17 protein-coding genes, 1 other RNA gene and 1 riboswitch are annotated in these 19975 nt (G+C 66.1%); of the genes, 15 read left to right on the top strand and 3 right to left on the bottom strand.

What is annotated here, in order from left to right:
* Positions 1-747, bottom strand: a complete 747-nt coding sequence (locus tag ACFSQR_RS05560; RefSeq protein WP_377728630.1) for an SDR family oxidoreductase — start codon at positions 745-747, stop codon at positions 1-3.
* A 111-nt stretch (positions 748-858) separates the two neighbouring features.
* Positions 859-969: riboswitch (ZMP/ZTP riboswitch) on the top strand.
* A 97-nt stretch (positions 970-1066) separates the two neighbouring features.
* On the opposite strand from ACFSQR_RS05560, the gene glyA reads away from it, so the two are divergent.
* The 10 genes from glyA to ACFSQR_RS05510 all read left to right on the top strand — a co-directional run bounded on the left by glyA (position 1067) and on the right by ACFSQR_RS05510 (position 11197).
* Positions 1067-2314: a serine hydroxymethyltransferase gene (glyA, locus tag ACFSQR_RS05555; RefSeq protein ID WP_377728629.1), complete on the top strand. Its 1248-nt coding sequence runs from the start codon at positions 1067-1069 to the stop codon at positions 2312-2314.
* 20 nt (positions 2315-2334) lie between these two features.
* Positions 2335-2802, top strand: a complete 468-nt coding sequence (gene nrdR / locus ACFSQR_RS05550; protein WP_377728628.1) for a transcriptional regulator NrdR — start codon at positions 2335-2337, stop codon at positions 2800-2802.
* 137 nt (positions 2803-2939) lie between these two features.
* Positions 2940-3470: a type IV pilus modification protein PilV gene (pilV, locus tag ACFSQR_RS05545; RefSeq protein ID WP_377728627.1), complete on the top strand. Its 531-nt coding sequence runs from the start codon at positions 2940-2942 to the stop codon at positions 3468-3470.
* 5 nt (positions 3471-3475) lie between these two features.
* Complete coding sequence (locus ACFSQR_RS05540) at positions 3476-4390, top strand: PilW family protein (protein WP_377728626.1); 915 nt, start codon at positions 3476-3478, stop codon at positions 4388-4390.
* Positions 4387-4986 (top strand): PilX N-terminal domain-containing pilus assembly protein, encoded by a 600-nt coding sequence (locus tag ACFSQR_RS05535; protein ID WP_377728625.1) that lies wholly within the window; start codon positions 4387-4389, stop codon positions 4984-4986. The genes ACFSQR_RS05540 and ACFSQR_RS05535 overlap by 4 nt, the downstream gene beginning before the upstream one ends.
* Positions 4983-8462 (top strand): pilus assembly protein, encoded by a 3480-nt coding sequence (locus ACFSQR_RS05530; protein ID WP_377728624.1) that lies wholly within the window; start codon positions 4983-4985, stop codon positions 8460-8462. The genes ACFSQR_RS05535 and ACFSQR_RS05530 overlap by 4 nt, the downstream gene beginning before the upstream one ends.
* A complete protein-coding gene (locus tag ACFSQR_RS05525; protein WP_377728623.1) occupies positions 8459-8893 on the top strand; it encodes a type IV pilin protein in 435 nt (144 codons plus the stop codon). Before ACFSQR_RS05530 ends, ACFSQR_RS05525 begins: the two co-directional genes overlap by 4 nt.
* Positions 8890-9441 carry a GspH/FimT family pseudopilin gene (locus ACFSQR_RS05520; protein ID WP_377728622.1) on the top strand — a complete coding sequence of 184 codons (552 nt, stop codon included), beginning with the start codon at positions 8890-8892 and terminating at the stop codon, positions 9439-9441. The genes ACFSQR_RS05525 and ACFSQR_RS05520 overlap by 4 nt, the downstream gene beginning before the upstream one ends.
* A gap of 52 nt (positions 9442-9493) precedes the next feature.
* Positions 9494-10561, top strand: a complete 1068-nt coding sequence (gene ribD, locus ACFSQR_RS05515) for a bifunctional diaminohydroxyphosphoribosylaminopyrimidine deaminase/5-amino-6-(5-phosphoribosylamino)uracil reductase RibD (protein ID WP_377729023.1) — start codon at positions 9494-9496, stop codon at positions 10559-10561.
* Between the two features lie 12 nt (positions 10562-10573).
* A complete protein-coding gene (locus tag ACFSQR_RS05510; RefSeq protein WP_377728621.1) occupies positions 10574-11197 on the top strand; it encodes a riboflavin synthase in 624 nt (207 codons plus the stop codon).
* A gap of 40 nt (positions 11198-11237) precedes the next feature.
* On the opposite strand, the gene ACFSQR_RS05505 is transcribed toward ACFSQR_RS05510, so the two are convergent.
* The gene (locus ACFSQR_RS05505; RefSeq protein ID WP_377728620.1) at positions 11238-14093 is read right to left on the bottom strand and encodes a M16 family metallopeptidase; all 2856 of its coding nucleotides are present in this window, start codon (positions 14091-14093) and stop codon (positions 11238-11240) included.
* Between the two features lie 194 nt (positions 14094-14287).
* On the opposite strand from ACFSQR_RS05505, the gene ribBA reads away from it, so the two are divergent.
* Genes ribBA through nusB form a run of 3 tightly spaced genes read left to right on the top strand, consistent with a single transcriptional unit; the run spans position 14288 to position 16406 of the window.
* Positions 14288-15400: a bifunctional 3,4-dihydroxy-2-butanone-4-phosphate synthase/GTP cyclohydrolase II gene (gene ribBA / locus ACFSQR_RS05500; protein ID WP_377728619.1), complete on the top strand. Its 1113-nt coding sequence runs from the start codon at positions 14288-14290 to the stop codon at positions 15398-15400.
* Positions 15401-15448: 48 nt separating this feature from the next.
* Positions 15449-15928, top strand: a complete 480-nt coding sequence (gene ribH, locus ACFSQR_RS05495; RefSeq protein WP_377728618.1) for a 6,7-dimethyl-8-ribityllumazine synthase — start codon at positions 15449-15451, stop codon at positions 15926-15928.
* 13 nt (positions 15929-15941) lie between these two features.
* Complete coding sequence (gene nusB, locus ACFSQR_RS05490; protein WP_377728617.1) at positions 15942-16406, top strand: transcription antitermination factor NusB; 465 nt, start codon at positions 15942-15944, stop codon at positions 16404-16406.
* 230 nt (positions 16407-16636) lie between these two features.
* Here the strand turns inward: nusB and ACFSQR_RS05485 are convergent, their stop codons facing one another.
* Positions 16637-17446: a transglycosylase SLT domain-containing protein gene (locus tag ACFSQR_RS05485; protein ID WP_377729022.1), complete on the bottom strand. Its 810-nt coding sequence runs from the start codon at positions 17444-17446 to the stop codon at positions 16637-16639.
* Between the two features lie 566 nt (positions 17447-18012).
* On the opposite strand from ACFSQR_RS05485, the gene ubiD reads away from it, so the two are divergent.
* Together ubiD and ffs are read left to right on the top strand one after the other, a co-directional pair.
* On the top strand, positions 18013-19497 hold the full coding sequence (ubiD, locus tag ACFSQR_RS05480; RefSeq protein WP_377728616.1) for a 4-hydroxy-3-polyprenylbenzoate decarboxylase: 1485 nt from the start codon (positions 18013-18015) through the stop codon (positions 19495-19497).
* 168 nt (positions 19498-19665) lie between these two features.
* An RNA gene (ffs, locus tag ACFSQR_RS05475) (signal recognition particle sRNA small type) lies at positions 19666-19764 on the top strand.
* The last annotated feature ends 211 nt before the right edge of the window (positions 19765-19975 follow it).

Genomic DNA, 19975 nt, shown 5'->3' with positions numbered 1-19975 from the left:
TCAGCTCCGCTTGATGTTGAAGGGCGAGAAGCCCTGGCATACCGGCATCATCTCGATATTGTTGATGTTGACGTGCGGCGGCAGCTTTGCCACCCACAGCGCCGTCTCCGCAATGTCCTGCGCGGTCAGCGGCTGCGTGCCTTCGTACACCTTGGATGCGGCCGCGTCGTCGCCCTTGAAGCGGACGTTGGAAAACTCGGTTCCCCCGCACAGGCCCGGCGCGATGTTGGTCGCGCGCACGCCCGTGCCGACCAGGTCCGCACGCAGGTTCAGCGTGAACTGTTCGACGAAGGCCTTGGTCGCGCCGTACACGTTCCCGCCGGGGTAGGGGTAGTGGCCCGCGATCGATCCGAGGTTGATGACCAGCCCGGAACCGCGCGCGACCATCGAGGGCAGCAGCGCACGGGTGATCGTCACGAGGCCGGTGCAGTTGGTGGCGATCATGGTTTCCCAGTCGTCCACCAGCGCTTCCTGCGCCGGCGCGGTACCGAGCGCGAGCCCTGCGTTGTTGATCAGGATCTCCACCTGGCGCCACGATTGGGGCATCATCGCCAGCGCGTCCTCGACCGAGGTGCGGCTGGTCATGTCCATCGGCACGGGCAGGCAGTTTTCGCCCAGCTCGTCCGCCAGCGCGCGCAGCCGGTCCTCGCGGCGCCCGGTAATAATGGCCTGATAACCGTTTTTAACGAAAGTTCGCGCCATTTCGGCGCCAAAGCCCGACGTTGCACCTGTGATCAATACGATCATGTGGGATCCTGATGATTGTTATAGCGGTGAATTGTATGACAATGACCATGCATATTGATAGGGGCTTTCTTGCCGCTTGTGCTGACTTAACTTACAATCTTGGCTCCATTTTCCGTCTCACGTGACTGGCGAAATGCCGCGCCGGATCAACCGCGCTGCAAAAAAGGTGGGAACCCACCGGGGAACGTGAGATGTCCAATGCCGTTCGCCTGGGCAGCCAAAACGATGGAAAGCGTTGGGGCGGCCATTCTGCTGGACGGCTCCCCGGCTTTAATCTTCGACACGCCCGTGCCCCGGCACATTATCGATTGGAGTTTTCATGTTTGCCAAAGACCATACGCTCGCCAACATCGACCCTGAACTGTGGGACGCGATCCAGAAGGAGAACGCGCGCCAGCAGGACCACATCGAACTGATCGCCTCCGAAAACTACACCTCGCCGGCCGTGATGCAGGCGCAGGGCTCGCAGCTGACCAACAAGTACGCTGAAGGCTATCCGGGCAAGCGCTACTACGGCGGCTGCGAATTCGTCGACATCGCCGAGCAGCTCGCGATCGACCGCGTGAAGAAGCTGTTCGGCGCGGAAGCGGCCAACGTGCAGCCGAACTCCGGTTCGCAGGCCAACCAGGGCGTGTTCTTCGCCATGCTCAAGCCGGGCGACACGATCATGGGCATGTCGCTGGCCGAAGGCGGCCACCTGACCCACGGCATGGCGCTGAACATGTCGGGCAAGTGGTTCAACGTGGTCTCCTACGGGCTGACCGAGCAGGAAGACATCGACTACGACGCGATGGAGCGCCTGGCGCACGAGAAGAAGCCGAAGATGATCATCGCGGGCGCATCGGCGTTCTCGCTGAAGATCGACTGGGAGCGCTTCGCCAAGGTCGCCAAGGACGTCGGCGCCTACTTCATGGTCGACATGGCGCACTACGCCGGCCTGATCGCCGCGGGCGTGTACCCGAACCCGGTGCCGCATGCCGACTTCGTCACCTCCACCACGCACAAGTCGCTGCGCGGCCCGCGCGGCGGCATCATCCTGATGAAGGCCGAGCACGAAAAGGCCATCAACTCGGCGATCTTCCCTGGCATCCAGGGCGGCCCGCTGATGCACGTCATCGCCGGCAAGGCCGTGGCGTTCAAGGAAGCGCTGGAGCCGTCGTTCGTCGACTACCAGAAGCAGGTGGTGAAGAACGCCGACGCGCTGGCCAAGGCGCTGATCGCGCGCGGCCTGCGCATCGTGTCCGGCCGCACCGAATCGCACGTGATGCTGGTGGACCTGCGCGCCAAGAACCTGACCGGCAAGGAAGCGGAAGCGATCCTCGGCCAGGCGCACATGACCTGCAACAAGAACGGCATCCCGAACGACCCGCAAAAGCCGTTCGTCACCTCCGGCATCCGCCTGGGCTCGCCGGCGTTCACCACCCGCGGCTTCAAGGAAGAGGATGCGACCCTGGTCGGCAACCTGATCGCCGACGTGCTCGACAACCCGCACGACGCGGCGACCATCGAGCGCGTCAAGGCCGAGGTCAAGAAGCTGACCGACAAGTACCCTGTGTACGCGTCCTGAGCTGATTCGGCACGCCGGCGATGAAGTGTCCCTTCTGTCACCACGACGACACCCAGGTCCTCGAGACCCGGGTGCAGGAGGATATCGACGCCATTCGCCGGCGCCGCCGCTGCGGCAAATGCGATAAACGGTTTACCACGTTCGAGCGGGTCGAGCTGTCGATGCCGATCGTCGTGAAGAAGAACGGCATGCGCACCGAATACGCGTCGTCCAAGCTGCGCGGCAGCCTGATGCTCGCGCTGCGCAAGCGGCCGGTGCCTGCGGATGCGATCGACATGGCCATCGCCGCCATCGAAGAAAAGCTGCTGACCAGCGGCCAGCGCGAGGTCGATTCCGGCTTCATCGGCGAGCTCGTGATGCAGGAGCTCAAGCGCCTGGACAAGGTCGCGTACATCCGCTTCGCCTCCGTCTACAAGAACTTCGAAGACCTGAACGAATTCCAGGAAGCGATCGCGGAAGTCGGTACCGACGGCAAGCCCCGCAAGTAATCCAGGGAGCCCTCCCCGCAGGGGACCTTCCCCGGCTCCATTCGATCCCCGCACACGGTTGAGCCACCTCACGCTCGGCCTGACCCACCCCGTTACCTTGGAAATGCGTTGAACCCAACGCACTTTCGGAGGCGACGATGCGCTGCGGCGGCTATTCCCTGATAGAGGTCCTGGTGGCGATGTTCGTGCTCGCGGCCGGCGTCCTTGGCGCTGCGGGCACGCAGGCCGTCGCAACGCGCATGCGCCACGATTCGGACCTCATGACGGCCGCGGTGCGCCTCGGCGCCACGCTCGCCGAACGGATGCGCGCCAACCCGTCGGCGTTGGTGGCTTACGTATTCGACTACGACGCAGGCGACGGCGCCGGTCCGGCCGCGCCTCCCGCCCGATGCTTTGCGGGCGCCGCCTGCAACTCCACCCAGCTCGCCGCATTCGACATCCACGACGTCTCGCAGGCGCTGGCCGCATCGTTCCCCGGCGGCCGCATCAAGGTATGCCGCGACGCCCAGCCATGGAACGCGTCGCGCGAATCGCTCCGGTGGCCGTGCAGCGACGCCGCCGGCGCGCCCTACGTCATCAAGATCGGCTGGCGCGAACGCAGGTCCGATACCACCTCGTCCCGCACCCGCGATGACGGGCCGCGCGTCGCGCTGCCCGTGCCGGAGTAGACGCCATGGGTCGCGCAGGCGCAAGTCGCGGCTGGATACTGGCCGAGCTGCTGGTGGCGATGGCGGTCGGCCTGGCCGTGTCGCTGTTCGCCGCGTCGCTGATGGTGGCGTCCAACGCGAGCTACGTGGCGCAGGAGGACATCGCTACGGTGGAGGACGCGGGGCGCTTTGCGCTCGATGCGCTGGGCAGGGCGGTGCGCCAGGGATCGTATGTGGACTGGGACCAGTTCGTCGGGGACGCCGGCGATGCACCTGCAATGGTACTCGGGCTGGACAGCCGCTCGCTCCCGGGCACGGCGCCGGGGCTCGATCACCCGCGCGACGATGCAGTCAACGGCAGCGACGTTCTGGCCGTACGCTACGCCGCCACGCCGGACGGCAGCGTGCTCAATTGCGCAGGCTTCCCCGTCACCGACGATGTGCGCGGATGGAGCATCTTCTACGTCGCGCGCGGCGTCGATGGCATCGCCGAGTTGCGCTGCAAGTACCGGGGTCCCAACGCCTGGCGCGCGGAAGCGATTGCCCGTGGCATCGACACCATGCAGGTCCTGTATGGCATCGACACCGATACGCCGCAGGATGGCCTGCCCGACACGTATGAAAATGCCGATGCGGTCGCGGCGCGTGACGCCGGCCTGGCGCTGGCCGGCGCCAATGCCGCCGCGCGCGAGCGCGACTTCAACCGCAAGACCCATTGGAAAAGGGTCTGCGCGGTGCGTGTCAGCCTGCTGCTGCATGGGACCCGGACCGCGCGGCGCGGCGACATGCCGGAGGCGTTCCACCTGTTCGGCCCCGGCTACCCGGGCAACGATGGCGATGCCGGCACCGTGATCGAGGCCGCGCAGCTGCCCGAGGCATTGCGCTACCGGGACCGGCGCCTGTTCTCGGCGACTTTCATGCTGCGGAACCGGCCGGTATGAAGCGCGCGAATCACAGCCGTATTCCGCAGCGGGGCGCCGCGCTCGCGGTCACGCTGTTCCTGATGATCGCGGTGCTGGCGATCGGCATCGCTGCCGCCCAGGCTGCGCTGTCGGCCGAAAAGCAGGCGCGCGCCGAGCGGGACCGGCAAGTGGCGCTGCTGGCCGCTGAGGCGGCGCTGCGCGACGCCGAACGCGATATCGAAAGCGATGCGCATGCCGTCCGCGCCGCGATGTTCGCAAGCGGCAGCACCGGCGGATTCGCTCCGGGCTGCGGGCGCCGTGGCCAGCCCGACGCCGGCTTATGCATGCGCACGGACCCGCTTCCTGCCTGGCAGCTGGTCGACCTGGCGCAGGCAGGAGAGGTCGCGAGGGCGGTGGCGTATGGCGCATTTACTGGCGCGGTCATGGCGACGGGCGGCGGCTCCGCACCGGCGCGCCCGCCCCAGTACATCATCGAGGCGCTTCCCGTGCAGCGCGCTGGCGAGGACGCATCTGCGCCGATGCCGAACGTGTACCGCATCACGGCAATGGGATTCGGCGCGCGCCAGACGACGCGTGTCGTGCTTCAGTCGGTCTACCGCAAGGTGGACCCATGACACCATTACGCCCGATTGCAGGCGCCGTCGCCGCATGCCTGTGCGCGGCAGGACTCGCCCTGGCTGCGCCGACGCTCGAGGTGCCGGAGGTGCCGCCTGGCGCGCCCGGCGGCGCAGTCCCGCCGAACGTGCTGATCGCGCTGTCGCTGACCTACCGCGATGCGGCTGCCGCCTATACCGCCCCCTATGACACTGCGACTACGTACGACGGCTACTTCAATCCGCGCCTTTGCTACAGCTATCCCGCTGCGAGCGGCAAACCCGGCGGCGCCGGCGGCGATGCGGACCTCTCGCCTGAACGTGGATACTTTTCCGCGCACGGCCGCGCCGACGCGCGTCACATGTGCGGCGCCGGCTTCAGTGGCAATTTCCTGAACTGGGCGGCGACATCGCGCCTGGATCTCTTGCGTCTTGGCCTGACCGGCGGCGACCGCTGGATCGATACCGCCGGCATGACCGTCCTCCAGCGCGCCGTGCTTCCGGACGGCCCGCCTGGCGTGGACTTCTATGCGCATCCGGAGTACTTCGCGCGCAAGACGGTGGCCGACGGAACGGGGCTGGCGCCGTTCGGGGCGGGCGAGCTGCATATCGTGTCGTGCCGCGACCGCATCCTGTTCAGCCGCACCGACCGCGGCAAGCGCTGTGACGCGCCACGCCGCGGCAAGACCGGCCGCCTGCTGGTCTCCGACAAGCACCTCGGCGAATATGCGGCGCGGGTGCGCGTGTGCGACGCGGACGACGCAGCGGACAGGCCGGCGCTGTGCCGCCCGCGCGGCAGCGCGAGCAAGCCCGAAGGCGCCTTGCAGGAGATCGCGCCGGCCGCACGGATCGGCGTGATGTCCTACCTCACCGGCCGGGGTGTCGAGGACCGCAACCTGTACGGTGGCGTGCTGCGCGCGCCGCTGAAGGACATCCGCACCGAATGGAACGAACAGACCGGTGTGCTCGCGCGGGATCCGGACAATACCGGCGCGGCGGCGAGCGGCGCGATCAATGTCATCAACCGCACCGGCCGCGATGGCATCTACAAGGCATATGCACCCACCGCGGAGCTGTACTACGAAGCTTTGCGCTACCTGCAGGGCCGTGCACTGGATGCATCAGCGGGAAGCGACGGCCAGCTTGCGGTGCTCGGGCCGCAGCCCGATCCGTTGCTGGCGAGGTGCCAGCGCAATGCGGTCGCAGTGGTCGCCCGGCCGTTCGGCGTGGAGGACCGCTACCTGCCCGGCAACTGGGTCACCTCCTATCTCGACCGGGGCAGGGCGGCGGACACCTTCGCGCCAGGGGAGCCGTTCAATGTCATGGCGTGGACCGACCGTGCGGGCCTCGATGCGGGCGTGGTCAACCTGGCGCGCAAGGCGGGCGGGGCGGACGGGACCGGCTCGTTCTACCTGGCCGGCGCCGCGCTGTGGTCCTCCACGCGGCCGATACGCGCCGACCTGGACGGCACCGTCGAGACGCTCGCCCTGCAGACGTCACCGGAGTCCGGCCTGAATCCGCTCGCGCTGGCGGCCCGTGGCGCCTGGTTCGATGGCGCCAATGCCGCCGGGCTGCGCGAGGCGGCCCTCGCAGTGGCGCGGCGCGCGGTGCGGCCGCAAGGTTCGGTGCCCGCGATGGCGACAGCGTCCGTGGACAGCCGCGGCGGATTCATCCTGCTGTCATCCTACGACCGTGCAAGCTGGTCCGGCGACCTTGCACGGTTCGAGCTTGTCGACGGCCGCATCGCACCGGGCGCTTCGTGGCGCGCGGCCGGCAAACTGCCGCCGCCATCCACACGCAATATATTCACCACGATCGAGCGCCCGGACGGCACAGGCGCCGCCGTCCCCTTCGAGCCGGGCGTGGTGGACATGGACCCGGACCTGGTCCGTTACCTGCGCGGCGAACGCAGGGATGAAGGGAAGTCCATGCGGGCGCGGGCAGGCATGCTGGGCGACATCGTGCGTTCTGTTCCCCTTGTGGTCGGTCCGCCTTCGGTGTCGGTGCAGGGCGAGGGGTATGCGGAATTCCGGCAGCGGCATGCGGGCCGCAGGACGTTGGCCTACGTCGGCGCCAACGACGGCATGCTGCACGCCTTCGACGCCGCGACCGGCATCGAGCGCTTCGCGTACGTCCCGCGCGCCCTGTACCCCGCGCTGCCGCAGCTCGCCAGCCCCGGCTACGCCCACCGCGCATGGGTGGACGGGAGCCCGGGTGCAGGGGAGGCCTACACCGGCGACGCATGGCGCACCGTGCTCGCATCCGGCTATGGCATGGGCGCGAAGGGACTGTTCGCGATCGATATCACCCGTCCCGAGGCGTTCGCGGCGGGAGCGGGCGAGTTGTGGCAGTTCTCCGATGCGGACGACCGCAGGATGGGCCATGTGCTTGCTCCTCCCGTCATCGCCAAACTGAAGGTCAGCAGCGGAAAGGCGCCGCCGCGCTACCGTTATTTCGCGCTGGTGAGCAGCGGGCTGAATAACTACGCGAACGGCGGAGCGCCCGACGGTGCACTGTTTCTGCTTGCGCTCGACAAGCCGCGCCGCGAGCGCTGGCGCATCAACGTCAATTACTACCGCTTCGATGCCGCTGCTGCGGAGCGCGGCGATGCGAACGCGCTCGGTCCGCCTTCGGTCGTGCTGGCAGCCGATGGCAGCGTCACCCATGCCTATGCCGGCGACTTGCAGGGACGCCTGTGGCGTTTCGATCTGCGCGGCAGCCCGCCATGGCGCGGCGCGGCCACGCAGCTGTTCACTGCACGGGACGGGCGCGGCACGCTCCAGCCGATCAGCTCCGCGCCACGGATCGTGTACGGGCCCGGCGGCGGGCATCTCGTCCTGTTCGGTACCGGCCGCATGCTGGAGGCGCGCGACGCGCTCCCCTCCGGTAGCGGAATCCAGTCGCTGTATGCGGTGTACGACAGCCTTGCGGAGGGCGCTGCCGTGGGCTCGCGCAGCCAGCTCGCGGTGCGCATGCTGGAGCGCAGCGGTGCCGGTTTCAGGGTTGCGGGAGAGCCGGTGGACTACGCGCGGCACAAGGGCTGGTACTTCGACTTTCCGGACTCTGCCCGGACGGGAGAGCGAATGACTGCGCCGCCGCTTGCCGATGGCGGCGTGCTGGTCGCCACGTCGACCGTTCCTGCCGCGGACCCGTGCAGCACTTCCGCCACGCGCACCTACGTGCTCTCGGCCCTGGGCGGGCTCGCCCACGCCGGCGCCGACGCCGGTGCAGCCACGGCGGGTGTGACCGGAACCACCAGCGCCAATTCCTCTCCGATACCGCCGCTGCTCGTCCTCGCCGGCACCACGACGACTGCGCGGGACGGAGCCGGACTTGCCAGGGCAGTGCGCCGCTACGCGTTCGTCCCGGTCGCTCCCGGCGGCCAGGCGCTGCCCGCGGTCAGCGTGGCACTTCCCGCGAAGCGCCTAAGCTGGCGCGAGATCACCAATTGGCAGGAGCTGCACGATGCAGCGATCGAGGAAGGAGAGTCGAAGTGAAAAACGGATTCACGCTGGCCGAACTGCTTGCTGCGATGGCAGTGATCGGCGTCATACTCGCGGTCGCGGTGCCGAACTACGCGGAATATGCGGTGCGCACGCGCCGCACCGAAGCGCGCGTCGCACTGGTGGAAGCCATGCAGCAGCAGGAGCGCTACTACACCAGGCACAATGTCTATGCCGCGTACTCGGCGGACGAGCCGCACCCGCCGTTCCGCTGGTGGGTCGGGCCAAGCGCGTCCCGCAGCGCTTACGAGCTGGTGGCCGCGCCCTGCATGGGCGCCACGCTGGCCGAATGCGTCGAAGTGCGCGCGATTCCCGGCAGTCCGCGCGTGGACCGCACCTTCGTGGACGCCGAGTGCGGTGCGCTCTACCTCGGCAGCGACGGCCGGCGCGGCGCCGAAGCGGGCGGGAAACGGTGCTGGCCATGAAGCGCCAACGCGGCTTCACGCTCACCGAACTGATGGTGGCCGCATCGCTGGCGCTGGTGCTGGCCGCAGCGGCCGCGCCGAACTACGCCAGCCTGCTCGATGCACTGGCGCTGCGCTCGGCCACCGGCGAGCTGTTCTCGGCGGTGCAGTTCACCCGGGCGCAGGCGATCGCGCGCAATACCCGGGTCATGCTGGCGCCGCTGGGCGAGGAAGGCGACTGGGCCGACGGCTGGGCCGTGTTCATCGACCGGGACGCCGACCGCCGCCCCGGCGAGGGGGACGAGTTCCTGCTGCGGCGTGGCCCGCTCCCGCCCGGGCTGGTGGCCCGTGCAAGCTTTTCGACCCAACCGAGCCCACCTTATATTGCCTATAATGGCAGCGGACGCGCATGCTCGGCCACCAGCAGCATGGTCGCCCGGTTCGGATCGCTGACCCTGCAGCAGGGAGATGCCGTCCGGCGTATTAAAATCAGCATGCTCGGACGTGCGCGGGTGTGCAATCCGGCGCATGACGACAGCTGCGGGGGCGACGACGACGCCGCTCCCTGATGACCAGGAAGGCCAGAACTCCATAGTGCAGATCATCGACGATATCGACGGCATGCGCCTCGCGCTCGAATGGGCGCGCAAGGGCATGTACATCACCACTCCCAACCCGCGTGTCGGCTGCGTGATCGTGCGCGACGGCCAGGTCATCGGCGCCGGTTCCACCCAGCCGGCCGGACAGGCGCATGCCGAGATCATGGCGCTGCGCGACGCGCGCGAGCGCGGCAACGACGTCGCCGGCGCCACCGCTTACGTCACGCTGGAGCCGTGCAGCCACCATGGCCGCACGCCGCCGTGTTCGGAAGCGCTGGTCAAGGCGGGCCTCGGCCGGGTCGTGGCAGCGATGGCCGACCCGAATCCGCTGGTGTCCGGCCGCGGCATGGCGCAGCTGCGCGAAGCGGGTATCGAGACCGCCATCGGGGTGCTCGCGGACGAGGCGCACGAACTGAATATCGGCTTCTTCAAGCGTATGCGCACCGGCTTGCCCTGGGTGCGGCTGAAGATCGCGGCCAGCCTGGACGGGACGACCGCGCTCCGCAACGGCATCAGCCAGTGGATCACGGGGCCGGAAGCACGGGCCGACGGCCACGCGTGGCGCGCGCGCGCCTGCGCCATCCTCACCGGCATCGGCACCGTCAAGGAAGACGATCCGCAAATGACGGTGCGCGCAATCGATACGCCGCGCCAGCCGCTGCGCGTGGTGGTCGACAGCAAGCTCGAGATCGACCTTGCGGCGCGCATCCTGAGCGGCGCGCGCACCCTGGTTGTGTCGGCCCTGCGCAACCCGGAAAAGGAAGCCCTGCTGCACGCCACCGGGCACGAGGTGATCTGCCTGCCCAACCCGGACGGCAAGGTCGACCTGCCCGCGCTCATGCGGGAGCTGGGCCGGCGCGAGATCAACGAACTGCACGTCGAAGCGGGCTACAAGCTGAACGGCTCGCTGCTGCGCGAACACTGCGTGGACGAGCTCCTCGTGTACGTGGCGCCGTCGCTGGTCGGCGACGGGCAGGGCATGTTCGCACTGCCGTCGCTGTCGTCGCTGGATGACCGCCAGCAGCTCGCATTCCACGATGTCGCCCAGGTCGGCGCCGACCTGCGCATCCTCGCAAGATTCAATCACTAAAACAGGACAAGCATGTTTACCGGTATCGTTGCCGCTGTCGGCAAAATCAATTCCGTCACTCCGCTGGAGGGCGGCCCCGACGCTGGCGTGCGCCTCGACGTGCATGCGGGCGGGCTGCCGCTGGGCGATGTGGCGCTGGGCGACTCGATCGCGCTGAACGGCGCCTGCATGACGGTGGTGGCCAAGACCGCGGACAGTTTTACCGTCGACGTCTCGCGGGAAAGCCTGAACTGCACGGCGGGCCTGGATGCGCCGGGCGAAGTGAACCTCGAAAAGGCCCTGACGCTGAACGAGCGCCTGGGCGGTCACCTCGTGTCGGGCCACGTGGACGGCATCGGCCATGTGCACCGCTTCGAGCAGGTGGGTGAATCGTGGCTGCTCATGGTCGATGCGCCCGCCAGCCTGGCGCGCTACCTGGCGTACAAGGGCTCGGTGGTGGTCAATGGCGTGTCGCTGACCGTGAACAAGGTCGGGGACGTGGATGGGGGAGTGTGCCGGTTCTCGATCAACCTGATTCCGCACACGATCGAGGTGACCACGCTGCGGCACCTGAAGGTGGGCGCGCGCGTCAATTTGGAGATCGACCTGATCGCGCGTTATGTGGAGCGCATGCTCTCGCTGGACAAGCCTGCATGAAGAAAGGGGACTGTCCCGGCAGGGAACGGTCCCCTAATGTTCAGTCGGCGGTGCTGGCGGCGGCGGGCGCGGACACCGGCGCCGCATTCGCTACCGCCTTCTCCGGATACAGCACCACCTGCACGTAGTTCCCCGTATTGAAGTACCGCTTTGCCGCAGCCTGCACTTGCGCCGGCGTCAGCGACTTGACCATCTCCTCGTATTTCAACACGCTGTGCAGGTCGGTGCCCTTCAGCAGCGCGTTCTGGATGCGCGCCAGCCAGTAGCCGTTCTCGCGCACCGACTTGGTGTGGTTGATCAGCCAGGCCTGCTTGACCTTGTTCAGGTCCGCCGGATCCGGCCCTTTCTCCTTGAGCAGGCGGATCTCGTCCATCGTCGCGGCGATCACCTTATCCACGTTCTGCGGCCCGGTCGGCAGCGTCGCGCCGATCAGGTAGTTCGGGTAAGGCACGTTGTCGATCGAGCCTGACACGCCGCCGCCGTAGATCAGGCCCAGCTTTTCGCGCAGCACTTCGTTGATCCGCAGGTTCATCACCTCCAGCATCGCCGAGAAGCGCATCTGTTCCAGCTCCGAGTACCGGGTGGTGCCGGTGAAGTTGAGCGAGATGATGCTCTTCTGCTCCTTGCCCGCGTAGACGTCCTTCTTCACCACGCCCGTCACCGGACGCACCTTCAGGTCGCGGTATTTCACCGGGATGTCGGTCACCGGCAGGCTGGCCAGGTAGGTCGCCAGCAGCGGCTTGATCGCATCCGGGTCGAAGCTGCCGACGAACACGAAGGTCAGGCCCTTGGCGCTGCCGAAGCGGCTTTTGAACAGGTCCAGGCTGCGGTCCAGGCTGACCTTGTCGAAGTCGGCCGGGCGCGGCGTCAGCGAGACGCGCGGATGGCCGTTGAACAGGGTCGTGTACAGCTCGTCGCGGAACACCGATTCGGGACGCGAGATCTCGTTGCGCGCCAGTTCGCGCTGCTTGCCAATGAACGACTTGTACAGGTCCTCGTCGCGGCGCACGCTGGTGAACTTCAGGTGCACCAGCTGCAGCATGGTTTCGATGTCGGTGCTGCCTGCGCTGGCCGTCACGCTGTCGGTAAAGTTGGTCAGGGCCAGGTTGGCGCCGGCCGCCTTGCCGGCGAGGATCTTGTTCAGCTCGACCGGCGAGTGTCCGTTCACGCCCATCGTCGCGGCGATCGCGTTGGCGTAGCGCGCGTTGTGGATGTCGGCGTCGTCCACCAGTGAGCGGCCGCCGTAGCGCGCCGCGGCCATCAGCACCTGGTCGTTGCGGAAGTCGGTCGGCTTGAGCATCACTTTCACGCCGTTGGACAAGGTGAGCGTGGTGATGCCCAGCTTCGCGTCGCTGGTTTCGGCGACGATGCGGCCGGCCTTGGGCAGCTTGTCCATGATCGACGCGGCCACGGCCTGCTCCTTGCGGACCGTGACTTCCAGGTCCTCGGCCTTGATGGCGGCAGCGAGCAGCGCATCCGGCGCCGGGATCGGCACGTCCTGCTTGTCCGAGCCCATGAAGACCACCAGCTTTTGCGCGTGGTCCGGGATGGTCTCGCGCGCGTAGCGGTTCATCTCGTCGAGCGTGATGGTTGGCATCAGCTCGCGCACGTAGGCATGCTCGTTGACGATGCCCGGGATTGGCTCACGGTCGAGGAAGTTGCGGATGTATTCGGCGGCGTAGCGGTGTGAATCGGTTTTTTCGCGCTCTGCGAATTCGCGCTCCAGGTTGCGCATGACGTTCTTCTTGGCGCGGTCCAGCTCCGCTTCCGAGAAGCCCAGCTTGCGCGCGCGCTCGTTCTCCTGCACCAGCGTGTCGATCGCGGGCAGTACGCCGCCTCGCCCCAGCACCGCCGCGGAGCTGAACGACTTGTAGCCGCGCACCAGGCCGCTCATCGCGCTGCCGCCGCCGACGAACGGCGGTTCCGGCTGCTGCGCCAGCTCCTGCAGGCGGGCGTTGAGCATGATCGAGAACAGCGTCTCGACCATCCCCTTGCGGAATTCGCGGAAGGTGCCGTCCTCGCGGTCTTCCTGCACCGGATAGCGGATGTACACCGAGTTGGTGTTGGCTTCCTTGTCGGTGATGACCAGGCCTTCCGATTTCTGCAGCGGCGCGATCGTGGCCGAGACGCGCGGGCGCGGATTGGCCGGGTTCTTCAGCTTGCCGAAGTGGGTGCGGATCAGGCGCTCGGCTTCGGCCGGGTCGATGTCGCCGACCGCCACCACCGCCATCAGGTCGGGACGGTACCAGTCGCGATAGAAGCGGCGCAGCGCGTCGTGGCTGAAGGTCTTGAGGGCTTCCTCCTTGCCGATCGGGAGGCGCTCGGCATAGCGCGAGCCGTTGAAGATCTTTGGCAGCAGCACCTTGTTCATGCGGTCGGACGCGCCTTTGCCCAGGCGCGCTTCTTCCAGCACGATGCCGCGCTCGTTGTCGATGTCCTCGGCGTTGAAGCTCACGCCCTGCGCCCAGTCGTGCAGCACGGTAAAGCCCTTTTCGATGTTCTCGCGGCGCTCGGTCGGGATCGGCAGGATGTACACCGTCTCGTCGAAACTGGTATAGGCGTTCAGGTCGGCCCCGAACTGCACGCCGATCGACTGCAGGTAGGAGACCAGTTCGTGCTTCTTGAAATGGGTCGAGCCGTTGAAGGCCATGTGTTCGACGAAGTGGGCAAGGCCAAGCTGGTCGTCGTCTTCAAGAATCGAACCGGCGCGCACGACCAGGCGCAGCTCGAGCTTCTTCTCGGGCTTGCCGTTCTTCTGGATGTAGTAGGTGAGGCCGTTGTCGAGCTTTCCGACTTTAACCTGCGGGCCGACGGGAATCGTCTGGTCCAGCTGGATCCCCGCCTGCGCCGCAAGGGTGGTGGCGAGGAGGAGGGCGCTGAGTACTGCGCTTCGCACTAGTCGTTTTGTCATCGGGGGGAAGAACCTCTGGTTCGTGGCGGAAATATGCCGGTCGATTCTACTCCTAACGGACAAAACCGTTGGGACTGGTATCTGATCAGGGTCAAAACAGCAAGAGACCAGCAAGAGCCCGTCCAAATCCGATAAAATAGCGGATTACGCACTACCGCCGTCACCCAAGGAAGCCGCCCATGTCCATCTCCACCACTCAGGAAATCGTCGAAGAACTGCGCGCAGGGCGCATGGTGATCCTGGTCGACGAGGAGGACCGCGAGAACGAAGGCGACCTGGTGCTGGCGGCCGACTTCGTGACGCCCGAAGCGATCAACTTCATGATCAAGCACGCGCGCGGCCTGGTGTGCCTGACCCTGACCGAGGAACGCGTCGACCAGCTCAACCTGGGCATGATGACCTCGCGGAACGGTACCTCCTTCGGCACCAACTTCACCGTTTCGATCGAAGCGGCCGAAGGCGTGACGACCGGGATCTCGGCGGCCGACCGCGCGCGCACCATCCAGGTGGCGGTGGCCAGGGGCGCAACCCCGAACGACATCGTCCAGCCGGGCCACATCTTCCCGCTCAAGGCCCAGCCGGGCGGGGTCCTGATGCGCGCCGGGCACACGGAAGCCGGCTGCGACCTGACCGCGATGGCGGGCCTGACCCCGGCATCGGTGATCTGCGAGATCATGAAGGACGACGGCACCATGGCGCGCCTGCCGGACCTGCTCGAATTCGCCAAGGAACACAAGCTCAAGATCGGCACCATCGCCGACCTGATCCACTACCGCAGCCAGACCGAAAGCCTGGTCGAGCGCGTCGCCGAACGCGAACTGCGCACCCAGGCCGGCGCCTTCCGCATGATCGCCTACCGCGACAAGCCAAGCGGCAGCGCCCACCTGGCGCTGGTGCACGGCGAGATCCGTGCCGATGCCGAGACGCTGGTGCGCGTGCACCAGCCGGTGTCGGTGCTGGACCTGCTCGAATCGCAGGCCACCACTCACTCCTGGAGCGTGCAGGCGGCCATGGAAGCGGTGCAGAAGTCCGAGCGCGGTGTGATCGTGCTGCTCAATTGCGGCGAAACCGCCGACCAGCTGTTCGCGCAGTTCGACGCGCTGGACAAGCCGGCCGCGCGCCCGACCGGCCGTGCGGCCAGCATGGACCTGCGCAGCTACGGCATCGGCGCGCAGGTGCTGCGCGACCTGGGCGTGGGCAAGATGAAGCTGATGGCCAATCCGCGCAAGATGCCGTCCATGACCGGTTTCGACCTCGAAGTGACGGGCTACCTGGACCAGTCCCAGGCCTGAGCGGCGCTAGAATATCAAGAACACCACTAATCAATAAGGGAGCAAGCCATGACCGTTGGAACTTACGAAAGCAACTTGACCGGTTCAGGCCTGCGTATCGGCATCATCCAGGCGCGCTTCAATGCGGACGTCGGCCACGGCCTGCTGTCCTCCTGCCTGGCCGAGCTCAAGCACCTGGGCGTGGCGGACGAGGACGTGCTGCACGTGACCGTGCCGGGCGCGCTCGAAATCCCGCTGGCCTGCCAGAAGATGGCCGAGACCGAGCAGTTCGACGCGCTGATCGCGCTGGGCGCGGTCATCCGCGGCGAGACCTACCACTTCGAACTGGTGTCGAACGAGTCGGGCGCCGGCATCACCCGCGTGAGCCTGGACTACGGCATGCCGATCGCGAACGCGGTCCTGACCACCGAGAACGACGAGCAGGCCGAGGCCCGCATGGCGGAGAAGGGCGCCGAGTCGGCGCGCGTTGCCGTCGAAATGGCCAACCTGCTGCTGGCTCTGGAAGAACTCCAGGCCGACGAAGAATAAACGGAACCACACAATGAACGACAAACTGATCCACGCAAACCCCAGCAAGAACCGCACCCCGCGCCACCGCGCGCGCGAGTTCGCGCTGCAGGGCCTGTACCAATGGCTGCTGAGCAAAGAAGACTCCGGCACCGTGGTCAACAACATCCGCGCCGCGCACGGCTTCGACAAGGCCGACGCCGAGCACTTCGCGCAGGTGGTGTACGGCGCGATCAAGGATGCGCCGGCGCTGCGCGCCGCCATCGCGCCACTGCTGGACCGCCCGATCGACGAAATCTCGCCGGTCGAACACGCCGTGCTGCTGATCGGCGCGTATGAGCTGAAGAACAACATCGAAATCCCGTACCGCGTCGTCATCAACGAAGCGGTGGAGCTGACCAAGTCCTTCGGCGGCATCGACGGCCACAAGTACGTCAACGGCGTCCTCGACAAGCTGGCCGCCCAGCTGCGCGCCACCGAAGTCCAGGCCGCCCGCTAAGAAAAGGGCGATGCCCGCAGTCGAAGGCGGCGGGTCCTCGCCGCTGTTTAGTCCGCACCCCGAACGCCACCTCCAAAGGTGGCGTTTTCATTTCCGCCGTATGAGGAGCCCAGCCGGGTGCCGCCCTGGCGCCGGGAGGACGTACCTAATATATATATAGGCGATATTTATATAGGCGAAAAAAACGCCACCCGAAGGTGGCGTCCAAACTCTCTGCTAAGTGAGATTGATCAGATACCGGCGATCTGCTGCGCCGCAGGCTGGGCCGCCTCGGGCGCCACTTCAGGCGTCACCGCCGGGGTCTCGGCCTTGGGCACAAGTGGTGCAACCGGTTTTGGATTGGTGACAGGGACCTTCTTGCCCATGGCGACCTGCTTGAGCTTGCGGTACTCCGCCAGCACCCGCGAGCCATAGCCAAAGTCGGTCTCGAACGCCGCAGCGCCCACGTACGTCTTCAGGCCGGCTTCCACCGAGCCGCCGCGGGTCACATAATCCTTCAGGATCTGCGCGCCCACGCGGATGTTCGCGACCGGGTTGAGCGCAGCCTGCACGCCGCCCATCTCCTCGAACTTGTCATGGTGGACCTTGGACATGACCTGCATCAGGCCCTGCGCGCCCATGGCGCTTTCCGCGAACGGGTTCAGGCCCGATTCGATCGCCATCACGGCCAGGATCAGCAGCGGGTCCAGCTTCATCTCGCTGGCGGTCAGGTAGGCGGTGGAGACCAGCATGTTGGTCGCCTCGTCGGCCACGCGGTAGCGGCGCGACAGCCAGTCGGTGACGAACTGCTGCTGCTTGCGGCTGCCCAGCAGCGCTTTTTCCTCGGCGCTCAGCGGCTCGGACTCGGTTTCCACCGCGCTGGACACCTGCGGGCCGTCCATCAGCTCGGAGAGCGATGGCGCCTGCACCTGGGGCACGGCCGGCTGAGGATTCAGCAGGCGCGACGCTTCCTGGGCCAGGTCGGGACGCAGGTACAGCACCGTCAATACGAATACTGCAGAAAGACCGACTACGGTCAGGGTGTGTTGAAGCGCAGCCATTACGCTGCGCGCCGTTTTCGCCATATCGAAGTTCATGGCAGGCAGGCTTGCCTGTTGGGTGAGCTTTGCGCCCACCGCACTGAAACGATTCATTCTCGAATCTCCCCTTTGTCGCGGCGAAAACTCGTCCTTCACTGCTAAATTAAGCAGTGGGCGGGCACTTCGCCGTGCATCAGAAATATCGTCCGTCGTCGCTCATGCGCACGAAAAACGCCGTCATTGCTTGCTTGAGCTGGCGCTTTGACCGCGAAGCGGCGGCGCCAGAGCTAAACAACTATGCGGGGGAATAGGCAGTCGCCTAGGAAAACACTCCTTAAGATGTCGCTGGGGCCCCCACCCCGTGGATGTGCTGAGTCGGATAGAATTGTGCTTTGTTGCCTATCCGCTCATCAATGTAGGGCAGATTGTAGAAGCCGCTTTATGCCAAGTCAATACTAGCACTATTGAACTTTATTACTTTTAAGTATGACTTTTCTTGCTGCGTTGCATCAATCCCCTATGAAATCAACAACTTGTCGTGGTGAATTCAACAAGCTTGTTCTAACCGAAAAAAGATGTAACAAACGATGAAATACGCTGATTTGCGGGACTTTATTGCTCAATTGGAACAAATTGGGGAATTGAAGCGGGTGGCCGTGCCGGTTTCGCCACACCTCGAAATGACCGAAGTGTGCGACCGCACATTGCGTGCGGGCGGTCCGGCGCTCCTGTTCGAGAACCCGGCGGGGCACAGCATGCCCGTGCTGGGCAACCTGTTCGGGACGCCGCGCAGGGTGGCGCTGGGCATGGGGGCGTCTGACGTGAGCGAACTGCGCAAGATCGGGCACGTGCTGGCGCGCCTGAAGGAGCCGGAGCCGCCCAAGGGCTTCAAGGACCTGATGGGCATGGGCTCGCTGGTCAAGGCCGTGTGGGACATGGCGCCCAAGGAGCTGCGCAGCGCGCCGTGCCAGGAGATCGTGTGGGAGGGCGACGACGTGGACTTGTCGCGCCTGCCGATCCAGCACTGCTGGCCGGGCGACATCGCGCCCCTCATCACCTGGGGACTGGTGATCACGAAGGGACCGAACAAGAAACGCCAGAACCTGGGGATCTACCGCCAGCAGGTGCTGGGGCGGAACAAGGTGATCATGCGCTGGCTGGCGCACCGGGGAGGCGCGCTCGATTTCCGCGAACATGCGGTGCAGAGCAAGGGCAAGCCGTATCCGGTGGCAGTGGCGCTGGGCGCCGACCCGGCCACCATCCTGGGCGCGGTGACGCCGGTGCCGGACAGCCTGTCGGAGTACCAGTTCGCCGGCCTGCTGCGCGGCAGCCGCACGGAGCTGGTGAAGGCGATCGGCAGCGAGCTGCGCGTGCCGGCGGGCGCCGAGATCGTGCTGGAAGGGCATATCTATCCGGATGCGTCCCATCCGAGCGGCTATGAGCACGCGCTCGAGGGGCCGTATGGCGACCACACCGGCTACTACAATGAGCAGGACAGCTTCCCGGTCTTCACCATCGACCGCATCACGATGCGGCGCGATCCGATCTATCACTCTACGTATACAGGCAAGCCGCCGGACGAGCCGGCCGTGCTGGGGGTGGCGCTGAATGAAGTGTTCGTGCCGCTGCTGCAGAAGCAGTTCAGCGAGATCACCGACTTCTACCTGCCGCCGGAAGGGTGCAGCTACCGCATGGCGGTGGTCCAGATCCGCAAGCAGTACGCCGGACATGCCAAGCGCGTGATGTTCGGGGTGTGGAGCTTCCTGCGCCAGTTCATGTATACCAAGTTCATCGTGGTGGTGGACGAGGACGTGGACATCCGCGAATGGAAGGAGGTGATCTGGGCGATCACCACGCGCGTGGACCCGACGCGCGACACCACGCTGGTCGACAACACGCCGATCGACTATCTCGACTTTGCCTCGCCGGTGAGTGGGCTGGGCAGCAAGATGGGCATCGACGCCACCAACAAGTGGCCGGGCGAGACCAGCCGCGAGTGGGGCACCACCATCGAGATGACGCCGGAGGTCAAGGCCAAAGTCGACGCCATCTGGTCCCAGCTCGGCATCTGAGGAGTGATGGGGTTGTCCGTAGCTTTCGCCAGCCGCTGGCGGAATCTGCCCAGCTATGACCGATTCCGCCACCGCTGAAGGGCATCCGCCCGCCGGCGGCGCATTCCGGCCACCAGTCTTTTTCCTTCCAGTTCCAAATATCCTCCCCGGCCTGTTATAATTCGCACGGGCGGGCCCCTGCGCATTGCGGCATAGCCAACCTGGTCAGGTCGGGAACGAAGCAGCCACAGCTATTCCCCGCAAGTGCCGCAGATCAGGCTCGCCTCTTTCCTTTTTTCTTCCCCTGTTTTATCCCATCAAGTACGTGCTCCCGGCGGGACCGTGCGCAGTTCTGCTCGTTCAGCGTTATCCGAACAACCCTGTCATCCGATTCCACAAAAGGTGCCTGACCCCCGGGGGGCGGTTCCCGAGCTGCGCGCGGCGCGTGGTTCAGCCAAGTCCGAACAATGCTATCGGACGCCGCTTCAAAAGGTGCCTG

It is taken from the genome of Pseudoduganella sp. GCM10020061, from assembly GCF_042683405.1.
GTDB lineage: Bacteria > Pseudomonadota > Gammaproteobacteria > Burkholderiales > Burkholderiaceae_D > Telluria.
This window is presented reverse-complemented; position numbering and strand designations above follow the sequence as displayed.

Bases quoted from the DNA above. Each gene is read 5' to 3' on its own strand.
- ribD (WP_377729023.1), top strand. From the start codon at position 9,494: ATGCGCCTCGCGCTCGAATGGGCGCGCAAGGGCATGTACATCACCACT.
- ACFSQR_RS05520 (WP_377728622.1), top strand. From the start codon at position 8,890: ATGAAGCGCCAACGCGGCTTCACGCTCACCGAACTGATGGTGGCCGCA.
- ribH (WP_377728618.1), top strand. From the start codon at position 15,449: ATGACCGTTGGAACTTACGAAAGCAACTTGACCGGTTCAGGCCTGCGT.
- nrdR (WP_377728628.1), top strand. From the start codon at position 2,335: ATGAAGTGTCCCTTCTGTCACCACGACGACACCCAGGTCCTCGAGACC.
- ACFSQR_RS05540 (WP_377728626.1), top strand. From the start codon at position 3,476: ATGGGTCGCGCAGGCGCAAGTCGCGGCTGGATACTGGCCGAGCTGCTG.
- nusB (WP_377728617.1), top strand. From the start codon at position 15,942: ATGAACGACAAACTGATCCACGCAAACCCCAGCAAGAACCGCACCCCG.
- ACFSQR_RS05485 (WP_377729022.1), bottom strand. From the start codon at position 17,446: ATGGCTGCGCTTCAACACACCCTGACCGTAGTCGGTCTTTCTGCAGTA.
- ACFSQR_RS05510 (WP_377728621.1), top strand. From the start codon at position 10,574: ATGTTTACCGGTATCGTTGCCGCTGTCGGCAAAATCAATTCCGTCACT.
- ribBA (WP_377728619.1), top strand. From the start codon at position 14,288: ATGTCCATCTCCACCACTCAGGAAATCGTCGAAGAACTGCGCGCAGGG.
- pilV (WP_377728627.1), top strand. From the start codon at position 2,940: ATGCGCTGCGGCGGCTATTCCCTGATAGAGGTCCTGGTGGCGATGTTC.
- glyA (WP_377728629.1), top strand. From the start codon at position 1,067: ATGTTTGCCAAAGACCATACGCTCGCCAACATCGACCCTGAACTGTGG.
- ACFSQR_RS05530 (WP_377728624.1), top strand. From the start codon at position 4,983: ATGACACCATTACGCCCGATTGCAGGCGCCGTCGCCGCATGCCTGTGC.
- ACFSQR_RS05535 (WP_377728625.1), top strand. From the start codon at position 4,387: ATGAAGCGCGCGAATCACAGCCGTATTCCGCAGCGGGGCGCCGCGCTC.
- ubiD (WP_377728616.1), top strand. From the start codon at position 18,013: ATGAAATACGCTGATTTGCGGGACTTTATTGCTCAATTGGAACAAATT.
- ACFSQR_RS05560 (WP_377728630.1), bottom strand. From the start codon at position 747: ATGATCGTATTGATCACAGGTGCAACGTCGGGCTTTGGCGCCGAAATG.